Below are 10,979 nucleotides of genomic sequence, written 5' to 3'. Positions count from 1 at the left end.
TGGTTCCATTGGAAAATCTGGCTGTAAAGAAAGTATTTGATTTTAGTTTATTGCGACGCATTTTCTCATTTGCAGCGCCTTATAAGCGGTCATTATATCTGTCAATGATCATGACCGTTGTGTTTGCAGTGATCTCGCCTTTACGTCCTTACCTGATCCAGGTAACGGTAGATAAGTATATCTCCAATCAACTCATGCAGATGCTGGTCACCATTACCATTATACAGGTATTGCTGTTACTGCTTGAAACGATTGTACGGTTCTACTTTTCTTATCTTACTAACTGGTTGGGACAGTCTGTAGTAAAGGATCTGCGGGTAACAGTCTATAAAAAGATCGTTCACCTGAACCTGGCATTTTTTGATAAAACACCTATCGGTACACTCACTACGCGCACCGTTAATGATATAGAAGCCATCAACGATGTGTTTTCTGAAGGGATCATTTCCATTGTGTCTGATCTGTTAATGATCATTGCGATTCTGCTGGTGATGTTTATGGAAGACTGGCGCCTGACACTCGTGAGCCTGTCGCCTTTCCCGATATTGATCTTCGCTACGTATGTATTTAAGGAGAGTGTGAACAAATCTTTTCACCGGGTACGTAATGCGGTGGCGGCGCTCAATGCTTTTGTGCAGGAGCATCTTACGGGAATGGTAGTGGTGCAGGCGTTTACCGCAGAGAAGCGCGAAGCTTCCCGCTTTAAAAATATTAACAGGGAACACCGGAAAGCTAATATAGACGCCATTTTTGCGTATTCTGTATTTTTTCCCGTGGTGGAAATAATCCTGGCTATTTCATTGGGACTGATGGTATGGTGGGGTTCCAATAAAGTGTTGAACTACGAGGTGACACAGGGGGTGATGATTGCCTTTATCATGTACCTGAATATGTTATTCCGCCCGTTGCGGATGCTGGCAGATAAGTTCAATACCCTGCAAATGGGTATGGTAGCCAGTGAGCGAGTATTCAAGATCCTGGATAACAAGGACTATATCCCCGATAGAGGCCACCAGCCGGTAGATAATATGAAAGGCGCTATTACCTTCGATCATGTACATTTTGCGTATGTGGATGACCGTTATGTGCTGAAAGATATCACCTTCCATGCGAACCCGGGCGACACTGTAGCCATTGTAGGGCATACCGGCTCCGGCAAAACCACGATTATCAGTATTCTCAACCGGCTGTACGAAATACAGAAAGGGAGCATCAGGATCGATGACATCGACCTGGCAGCCTATTCCCTGGATGGGTTGCGTAGCAAGATCGGCGTGGTGTTGCAGGATGTATTTCTCTTCTCCGGCTCTATCTATGACAATATTACCCTGCACAACAATACCATTACGCGTGCGCAGGTTGAAGAGGCTTCCAGGCTGATCGGTATCCACGATTTTATCATGCAGCTGCCAGGAGGATATGATTACCAGGTAATGGAACGGGGCAGCACGTTGTCGCTCGGACAGCGGCAGTTGATCTCCTTTGCGCGTGCATTGCTGTATGATCCGGCTATCCTGGTCCTGGATGAAGCAACATCTTCAGTGGATACAGAGTCAGAAATGATGATCCAGCAGGCCATTGACAAGCTCATTGCAGACAGAACAGCCATTATCATTGCACACCGGCTGTCTACTATCAGCAAGGCGGATAAAATTATCGTGTTGGATAAAGGGGAGATTAAAGAGATGGGCACCCATGAAGAATTGCTGCAACTGGAAGGTTTTTACTTCAAATTACATAGTATGCAGTTTAACGTTAATAAAGTATAACATCTCTTTAATAATCTTTTCAAGCAGGTGGTTATTTGTACTTTTTTGACAGATAAAAACTCCCTGAAAAGAGGTCGAAAAAACCCTGTTTTAGATGATGAAAAAAATTATATGACATATTATGCGAAGGCGGTTGATTTCAACCGCCTTTTTTATTGCCATAATTTACCGCTTAATTACCTCGTAACAATCTGGTTATCAGTATATTTACAATATATCAAGAGATTTTTGCGTAGTCGCTGAATTTTTGAGATAAAATCAAGTATCTTTGCGCAAAATTTCAGAAAACGGTGATTTCTTTCAGTCAGTTCAAACATAGAATGGTAGCTCTTGTGATGGTTTTAGGCCTTCACGGTTTTGGTAATTTTTCTTATGCGCAGGACGCTCAGCACGGAAAAGCAGAGGAAGTTGTGGAAGGAGGGGATGTGCATGCTGAAGAACCTGCTGCAACAAAGAAATTTGATGCCAAGGAAGTAATTCTCGGACACGTAAAAGACGCACATGACTGGCATCTGTTCAGCATAGGCGATGCGCATGCAACGATTCCGTTACCGGTGATTATTTACAATCCGGCACGTGGTACTTCCGTATTTTCTTCCAGTGCATTTGAGCATGGTCATGCAGCACACGATGGTTACCGCCTCGTGAATGCACATTACCTGCATGAAAAAGGGCTGGATCCTGCCAAATACATGGATGGAAAGATCATTGCAGTAGATGCAAATGATAATCCAACCGGTGAAGAGATCTATGATTTTTCCATGACGAAGAACATCACTGCATTGATTCTGGGCGCAATATTGCTGGTAGTGCTGATGCTGAGTGTGGCGAAAGCATACAAAACACGCGGCTCCAAAAAAGCACCTAAAGGTTTACAAAGCCTGATGGAACCAGTGATCATCTTCATGCGCGACGAAGTAGTGAAACCGAATATCCCTGGCAAACATGCAGAAAGGTATACGCCTTTTATCCTGACTATATTTTTCTTTATCCTCATTAACAACCTGCTTGGTCTGTTGCCTGGCGCTGCCAACGTAACGGGTAACCTTGCTGTAACTTCAGCACTGGCTATTATCAGCTTTATTGCTACTATGTTCAGCACCAACAGGCATTTCTGGGGTCATATCTTCAACCCTCCTGTACCTTTCGGTGTTAAGTTCATCCTGGCGCCGGTGGAGCTGATTGGTGTATTTACAAAACCGATCTCCCTGATGATCCGGTTGTTTGCCAACATGCTGGCGGGTCACATTATTATCCTGAGTATTATATCCCTGGTGTTTATATTTGGTTCATTGAACAAGGTAGCCGGTTATGGTTTCCTGCCTATTACCATTTTATTCAACATGGTAATGATGCTGCTGGAACTCCTGGTAGCGTTTATCCAGGCGTTTATCTTTGCTAACCTGACTGCGGTATTTATTGGTCAGGCAATGGAAGGCGGACATGAAGAACACCATTAAGTAATTCGTTATTTTTTAAATTCAAACATATATTCATTATGGCACTTTTGACTGTTTTATTGCAGGCTGCTGCTGCATCTGGTTTAGCTAAGGCTGGTGGTGCTGTTGGCGCTGGTATCGCTGCTATCGCAGCTGGTATTGGTGTAGGTAACATCGGTAAGGCCGCGTTAGAATCTATCGCTCGTCAACCCGAAGCTGCTAACGACATCCGTGCAAACATGATCCTGGCTGCTGCGCTGGTAGAGGGTGTTGCCCTTTTCGGTGTAATCGCTGGTCTGTTAGCGGTAGTTCTGTAAGCCAAACTTTTTACTGCATCCGGCGCACAGGGCAATGGATGCAGTATTCTGATTTAGAGATTTCCTGATTTTTTGATGTAGAGATTTATATCGAAATCAAAAATTCGCAGGTCTCGAAATCAAAAAATCAAAAAATCAAAAAATCTCAAAATTCTAATTATATGGATCTGTTACAACCCGCGTTAGGCTTGTTTCTTATTTCATTAGTGATTTTCATCATCGTTTTCCTGATTCTGAAAAAATTTGCATGGACGCCTATCCTCGCTACTTTGAAAGAAAGGGAATGTTCTATCACAGATTCTATTGCTACAGCAGAAAGAGTGAAGGAAGAAATGGCGCAGATGAAGGCAGAACATGAACATGTACTGGCGGAAGCTAAGGCTGAAAGAAGCAAGATCCTGAAAGAAGCGAAAGACGCGAAAGATATGATCATCAGCGAAGCTAAAACGCAGGCTCAGGCAGAAGCGAAAAAGATCATCAGTGAAGCATACACCGCTATCGAAAACCAGAAAATGGCTGCGTTAACGGATGTGAAGAACCAGGTAGGTAACCTTGTGATTGAAGTGGCGGAAAAAGTGCTGAGAAGAGAACTGGCTGATAAAACAGCACAGGAAGGTTACGTGAGACAACTCGCAGGAGAAATTAAATTGAATTAAGATATTAGCGGCTGGCTATTACTGTTAGTAGCAGTGGATGGTCAACAGCTAAAAGCTAAAAGCTAAGAGCTATATGCAGAATCCCCGTTTAGCATCCCGGTATGCAAAATCATTGATAGATCTGGTTCAGGAAAAGAACGAGCTGGAAGCGGTGCATAACGATATGCTGTTCTTACAAAAGTTAATGAAAACAAACCCCGACGTGGTTAGTTTGCTTAAAAGCCCCATCATTAAGGCTGATAAAAAGCAAAAGATCATGGCTGCCATCATGGAAGGCCGTATCGGTACAATCACCCTTACTTTCATTAACCTGCTGATCACTAAATCACGCGAAAGCAGCCTGCCTGAAATTGCGGTTGAATTTTCGCGTCAGTATAATGTGCTGAAAAACATCGCGGTGGTAAAAATTACCTCGGCTGCTGTGCTGGACCCTGCCATACTGGATGTTATCAAACAGAAAGTAGCGTCTGAAATCACCCAGCACATTCAACTGGAAACGGTTGTAAATACAGACCTGATCGGCGGTTTTGTATTGGAATCAAATGATCAGTTTTTTGATGCGTCTGTATTGCGTGACTTACAGGATATCAAGAAACAATTTAACAAGAATATTTACGTATCGTCGATACGTTAGTGATACAGCAGCCGCTGCGTACACGCAAAGCTGTTGTCGTTATACTCATTTTCTTTAACGACTTTTTTTAAAAATCATAATTATGGTTGATATTAAACCTGATGAAATTTCGGCGATCTTACGCCAGCAGTTAAGCAACTTCAATGCTTCTGCCGACCTTGAAGAGGTTGGTACGGTATTGTCGGTGGGTGATGGTATCGCCCGCATTTACGGTTTAGGTAATGTGCGTTATGGTGAACTGGTTGAATTTGGCAACGGTGTTAAAGCTATTGCATTGAACCTGGAAGAAGATAACGTGGGTGTGGTATTGATGGGTGAATCCAAAGGCATTAAAGAAGGTGATAGAGTACATCGTACCGGCAAGATCGCTTCCATTAACGTGGGAGAAGGTATTGTTGGTCGCGTAATCAATACACTGGGCGAACCTATTGATGGTAAAGGCCCTATTGCCGGAGAATTGTATGAAATGCCACTGGAGCGTAAAGCACCGGGTGTATTGTACCGTGAGCCGGTTAAAGAACCACTGCAAACAGGTGTGAAAGCAATTGATGCTATGATCCCTATTGGTCGTGGTCAGCGTGAGCTGGTGATTGGTGACCGTCAGACTGGTAAAACAGCTATCTGTATCGATACCATCATCAACCAGAGAGAATTTTTTGATGCAGGTAAACCTGTTTATTGCATATACGTAGCTATTGGTCAGAAAGCATCTACTGTTGCCGGTGTAATGAAAACATTACAGGAAGCAGGCGCTATGGCTTATACTACTATCGTAGCCGCTTCTGCTGCTGATCCTGCTCCTTTGCAGTTCTACGCACCATTTGCCGGCGCAGCTATCGGAGAGTTCTTCCGTGATAGCGGTCGTCCTGCACTGATCGTTTATGATGATCTGTCCAAACAGGCCGTTGCTTACCGTGAAGTATCCCTGCTGCTGAAACGTCCTCCGGGTCGTGAAGCATACCCTGGTGACGTATTCTACCTGCATAGCCGTTTACTCGAGCGTGCTGCGAAGATCATCAGCAATGATGCCATCGCACAACAGATGAACGATTTGCCGGAGTCTATCAGACACCTGGTAAAAGGTGGTGGTTCCCTGACAGCTTTGCCTATCATTGAAACACAGGCGAGTGACGTATCCGCTTACATTCCTACAAACGTGATCTCCATCACCGATGGTCAGATCTTCCTGGAAGGTAACCTGTTCAACGCCGGTATCCGTCCTGCTATCAACGTGGGTATCTCGGTAAGCCGCGTAGGTGGTAACGCACAGATCAAATCCATGAAGAAAGTATCCGGTACCCTGAAACTCGATCAGGCGCAATACCGCGAAATGGAGGCTTTCTCCAAATTCGGTGGTGACCTGGATGCTGCTACCAAAGCAGTTATCGACAAAGGTGCCCGTAATGTGGAAATCCTGAAACAGGCACAGTTTAGCCCGTATGCCGTAGAAAAACAGGTAGCTATGATCTACCTGGGTACTAACGGTTTGCTGCGCGATGTACCTGTAAAACAAGTACGTGCTTTTGAAGAAGCATTCCTGCACGAAATGCAGGTGCGTTTACCGGAAGTACTGGCTGAGTTCAAAAAGGGCGCCCTGCCGGAAGATGGCATCAAGAAAATGGTTACCCTGGCAAATGAACTGAAACCAAGATTTGCATAAGCATTCAATTGCTGAAAATATAGAAAGAGACCTTCACCATTTGTGGTGAAGGTCTCTTTGTTTTATTAAAACAGGGGTTATTGGGAGATAAAAAATTTATCTTGTAAGTTTGGTTTATAAAATAAACTAGTTTACATTTGATTTGAAATAACACCCCATATGTTCAGGCACAACCTCTGTCTATATCTCCTTCTTTTCTCTCCCGCAATACTACTGGCCCAGGGCAGGATCAGCGGGAAGGTAACCGATAATAAGAAACATGCTTTACCAGGCGTAAACGTATTTATTAAAGGCACCTACGATGGCGCCACCACCGCCGCTGATGGCAGCTTTTCCTTTACCACAAAGGCTACCGGCGATCAGTTGCTGGCAGCCACACTCACCGGCTATCAGTCATTGGAACTGAAAATAAATACCAGCAACAGCGAGCAACTGGTCATCGTACTCAAAACAGCTATCAACGCCCTGCGCGTGGTCACCATCTCCGCCGGCAGCTTTGAAGCCAGCGACGATAAAAAAGGTACGGTGCTCAAACCACTGGACATCGTTACCACGGCAGGTGCAGGCGCCGATATTGTAAACGCTATCAAAACCCTGCCGGGCGCACAGCAAACCAACGACCGCGAAGGACTTTTTGTACGCGGTGGCACCGGCTACGAAACACAAACGCTGATAGATGGTATGCTGGTACGGAATCCTTTCTTCAGCAGCCTGCCGGATATTCCGGGGCGCGGCCGCTTTTCCCCATTCCTGTTTAAAGGCACCACTTTCAGCAGTGGGGGCTATTCGGCACAATACGGACAAGGATTATCATCTGCCCTCATCCTGGAATCGCAGGACCTCCCGGAGCGTACTTCTTCTTCCGTAGGACTATCTGTAATCGGTGTAAATGGTGGGCTTGAAAGTCTCTCAAAAGATAAAAAAACATCTTACGGAATAGAAGCTGATTATACCAACCTGGCACCTTATTTTAATATAGCCAAACCCAAGCAGGTGCCTAATCTTGGCCCCGAAATCATCGGTACTTCGCTCAACTTCCGCAGAAAAACTTCTGCCACCGGCATGCTGAAATTTTATGGTTACGGCAACTGGAGTAAAATGGGTTTTAATACAGCCAGTATAGAATATCCCGGTTATACAGAATCGTTTCAGCTACGTAACAATAACGTATATACGAATATGACCTACCGGGAAAATATCGGTCATAACTGGCGCCTGTACATCGGCGCTTCCTACAGTAGCAATGCCGACAATATAAAAACAGATACCCTTCAGAAAGGACTTCCACCCACCGCCATCAAAGTACGTTCAGACCTGAGCCAATCACGGGTGATGTTCTCTAAAAGTATGGGCAGTTTTTCGGCCCTGCGACTGGGGGCTGAATACCAGTATGCCGTAGAGAAATCAGCCTTCAACCAGCAACAAGCTAATTATGGTGATAATTATACCGCCGTTTTTGCAGAGACAGATATTTATTTTACGCCCAGCTTTGTAGGCCGTGCAGGCGGCCGCGGAGAGTATTCCTCCATACTGGGTAAGATGAACTTTGCACCCCGTGTATCGCTGGCCTATAAAGTAGATAACTACAGCCAGTTCTCCGTAGCTTATGGCGATTACTATCAGAAACCGGAACCGCAATATGTGCGCTTTGATAACGGTCTTGGCTATATGAAAGCGACGCATTACATCGCCAGCTTTCAGCGCGTAGCCATGGACTATACTTTCCGTGTAGAGGCGTTCTATAAAAAATATGCGGACCTCGTAAAAACAACACCGGCTTACAGTAATAACGGTAGCGGCTATGCGCAGGGCATCGAAGTTTTCTGGCGCGACCGCAAAACATTTAAGAACGTGGACTACTGGATTTCATATTCCTACCTGGACACCAAACGTGATTATCTCAACTATCCTTTCCGGGTGCAGCCGGACTTTGCAGCCAACCATACGGCGAGTGTGGTGTACAAACACTTCTTTCCAAAGCTGAGCACCAACCTGGGACTTACCTATACGTTTGCTACCGGCCGGCCTTACTATAATCCCAATCTTCCACAGGACAAGTTTATGTCGGAGAAAACGATGTCCTACAATGCATTGGGTGTAAGCGCCAGTTATCTGACCACTATCCGTAAAGCCTTTACCATTTTTGTGTTGGCGGTGAGCAATGCACCGGGCAACAAACAGGTATTCGGCTATCACTATTCTTCCGATGGATTGCGGCGGGATGAGATCACACCTAATCTGCCGCGGTTTATTTACCTGGGCATGTTCATGAACTTTGGAATAGACAGAAGACAGGATGTAATTAATAACTTATAACTCCAACTCATATGAAACGTATCTTTCTTTCTCTTTTTTTAACGGGCGGGCTGGCAATAGCCGCTATGGCGCAGAGCGCCCAATACCAGGATGCGATGACGCAGCAGACTGCTGACCTGGACAGCAGCAGCGTATTCAATCCTGACGGATTACTGCAAAAAGCCAACACCTTTGAACGCATTGCAGATGCGGAAAAAAGTCAGTGGCTGCCGTATTACTATGCCGCTTACTGCGACATCATGATTGCATTTATGCAACAGGATAAGAGTAAGATAGATCCGTTGGCAGATAAAGCGGAAGCCAATCTTGATAAGGCGGAGGCCCTGAGCCCGAAAAATTCTGAAATTGCGTGTGTACGTTCACTCATTGCATCCGCGCGGCTTACTGTAGATCCGCAAACAAGAGGGATGAAATATGGAATGGAAGCAGGACAATTGCTGGAACAGGCCAAAGCATATAATCCTGAAAATCCCCGCGTATACCTGTTGCAGGGACAATCATTATTATTCACGCCGGAACAGTTTGGCGGTAGTAAGCCCAAAGCTAAAACGATGTTGGAACTGGCACTGGAAAAGTATGCAGCCTTTAAACCAGACAGCATTATCGCACCACATTGGGGAGAAGGCTATACCCGTGAGTTGTTGGCAAAAGCCCAATAATATTTAGGGATTTGGTTATTTTGAGATGTAGTTATTTTGTTTCAGCAGTATATTTTGTACTGAAACAAAATAACTACATCTCAAAATAGCTATATTTCAAAATTCCAAAATTTTCAACAGTATGGATTTTAAAGATCTGGACCCGGTGTTACATTCACAATTGCGGTTGGCTATTATGTCAGTGTTGCTACGTGAGGAGGAAGCAGAATTTACTTTTCTGAAGGAGAAAACGAATGCCACGGCTGGTAATCTGAGTGTGCAGATCAATAAATTACGGGATGTTGCTTATATAGAAGTAGTAAAACAGTTTAAAGAAAACTACCCGCAAACGATTTGTAAAATAACACCCACAGGCAGGAAAGCCTTTGAGAATTACGTTAATTCTATCCAGTCCTATTTGAAAACAGGGAAGTCCAATAATAGCTGAGTGCTGGTTATTCCGATGCCAGTTCCGTTTTCTTCAGCGGGTTCCTGGTATTTTCTGCATAACGCTCGCGTTGTTCCAGTATTTCCAGGCAGGTGAAGATGGCTTGTCTGAATGAACTGGGATCTGCTTCGTTTTTACCGGCAATGTCAAAAGCAGTGCCGTGATCGGGGGAAGTACGTACGATATGTAAGCCGGCAGTATAGTTAATACCTTCACCGCTGGCAAGTGATTTAAAAGGGATGAGGCCCTGATCGTGATACATGGCCAGTACGCCATCAAACTGGCGGAACATTTCACGGGCAAAGAATGCATCGGCGCTATAAGGGCCGAAACATAAGATGCCATTACCTTTGGCATGTCTGATAGCTGGTGTGATCTGTTCTATTTCTTCTCTTCCTATCAAACCTTCATCACCGGCATGGGGGTTGAGTCCTAATACGGCGATGCGGGGCTGGTCTATTCCAAAATCTTTTACCAGGCTATCTTTCATCAGCTGCAATTTGCTGAGGATATTTTCTTTGGTAACATATTTCGCTACTTCCGATACCGGTACATGTTCTGTGAGCAGGCCCACGCGCATATTCTCGGCGGTCATGAACATCAGTACATCTTTGGCATTGAAGGCTGCTTTGAGGTAAGGTGTGTGACCGGTATAGTTGAAGGTTTCGCTTTGTACATTGTTTTTATGGATAGGTGCTGTTACCAGTCCTTGTATGTAGCCATCTTTCAAACATTGGATAGCTGCTTCCAGGGCGCGGGTAGCGTATTTGCCGCCGGCTTCATTGAGTACACCGGGTGTTATCTGCACTTCTTCTTCCCAGCAATTGTATACATTCACCTGTTTGTGATTGAGGCGGGTGAAATCTTTAATGCTCTGATAATTGAAGTTGTTTTCATTCATCAGCTTCCGGTAAAAGTTGATGGTCTTATTAGATGCAAAGATCACCGGCGTACAGAACTCCATCATCCTGCTGTCCGTAAACGTTTTGATGATAATTTCCGCGCCAATGCTGTTGATATCACCGATGGTGATGCCGATAACCGGTTTGTTGATCTGGGTAGTACTCATGCTGAATTGCCTCCAATGAGGAACAAATATAAG

Annotated in this window: 10 protein-coding genes; 9 read left to right on the top strand and 1 reads right to left on the bottom strand. The window is 44.8% G+C overall.

Annotation, left to right across the window (positions count from 1 at the left end):
- The first annotated feature begins 8 nt into the window (after positions 1-8).
- The 9 genes from ABQ275_RS21400 to ABQ275_RS21360 all read left to right on the top strand — a co-directional run bounded on the left by ABQ275_RS21400 (position 9) and on the right by ABQ275_RS21360 (position 9,877).
- Positions 9-1,769, top strand: a complete 1,761-nt coding sequence (locus ABQ275_RS21400; protein WP_349315174.1) for an ABC transporter ATP-binding protein — start codon at positions 9-11, stop codon at positions 1,767-1,769.
- A 335-nt stretch (positions 1,770-2,104) separates the two neighbouring features.
- On the top strand, positions 2,105-3,229 hold the full coding sequence (gene atpB / locus ABQ275_RS21395) for a F0F1 ATP synthase subunit A (RefSeq protein ID WP_349318802.1): 1,125 nt from the start codon (positions 2,105-2,107) through the stop codon (positions 3,227-3,229).
- Between the two features lie 38 nt (positions 3,230-3,267).
- The gene (atpE, locus tag ABQ275_RS21390) at positions 3,268-3,525 is read left to right on the top strand and encodes an ATP synthase F0 subunit C (RefSeq protein ID WP_349315173.1); all 258 of its coding nucleotides are present in this window, start codon (positions 3,268-3,270) and stop codon (positions 3,523-3,525) included.
- Positions 3,526-3,686: 161 nt separating this feature from the next.
- Entirely contained in the window at positions 3,687-4,181 is a 495-nt protein-coding gene (gene atpF, locus ABQ275_RS21385; RefSeq protein ID WP_349315172.1) for a F0F1 ATP synthase subunit B, read from the top strand.
- Positions 4,182-4,254: 73 nt separating this feature from the next.
- On the top strand, positions 4,255-4,815 hold the full coding sequence (gene atpH, locus ABQ275_RS21380; RefSeq protein WP_349315171.1) for an ATP synthase F1 subunit delta: 561 nt from the start codon (positions 4,255-4,257) through the stop codon (positions 4,813-4,815).
- 82 nt (positions 4,816-4,897) lie between these two features.
- Positions 4,898-6,475: a F0F1 ATP synthase subunit alpha gene (atpA, locus tag ABQ275_RS21375; protein ID WP_349315170.1), complete on the top strand. Its 1,578-nt coding sequence runs from the start codon at positions 4,898-4,900 to the stop codon at positions 6,473-6,475.
- Between the two features lie 159 nt (positions 6,476-6,634).
- Positions 6,635-8,791, top strand: a complete 2,157-nt coding sequence (locus ABQ275_RS21370) for a TonB-dependent receptor (RefSeq protein ID WP_349315169.1) — start codon at positions 6,635-6,637, stop codon at positions 8,789-8,791.
- Positions 8,792-8,802: 11 nt separating this feature from the next.
- On the top strand, positions 8,803-9,450 hold the full coding sequence (locus ABQ275_RS21365; RefSeq protein ID WP_349315168.1) for a hypothetical protein: 648 nt from the start codon (positions 8,803-8,805) through the stop codon (positions 9,448-9,450).
- Positions 9,451-9,571: 121 nt separating this feature from the next.
- Positions 9,572-9,877 carry a transcriptional regulator gene (locus ABQ275_RS21360; RefSeq protein ID WP_349315167.1) on the top strand — a complete coding sequence of 102 codons (306 nt, stop codon included), beginning with the start codon at positions 9,572-9,574 and terminating at the stop codon, positions 9,875-9,877.
- 7 nt (positions 9,878-9,884) lie between these two features.
- Here ABQ275_RS21360 and pdxA read toward each other — a convergent pair whose 3' ends face one another.
- Positions 9,885-10,946 (bottom strand): 4-hydroxythreonine-4-phosphate dehydrogenase PdxA, encoded by a 1,062-nt coding sequence (gene pdxA / locus ABQ275_RS21355; protein WP_349315166.1) that lies wholly within the window; start codon positions 10,944-10,946, stop codon positions 9,885-9,887.
- Between the last annotated feature and the right edge of the window lie 33 nt (positions 10,947-10,979).

Origin of the sequence: Chitinophaga sp. MM2321 (assembly GCF_964033635.1) — a bacterium.
In the GTDB taxonomy this organism is placed as follows: domain Bacteria; phylum Bacteroidota; class Bacteroidia; order Chitinophagales; family Chitinophagaceae; genus Chitinophaga.
The sequence above is the reverse complement of the archived record's forward strand: the minus strand, read 5'-3'. Positions and strand labels throughout refer to the sequence as shown.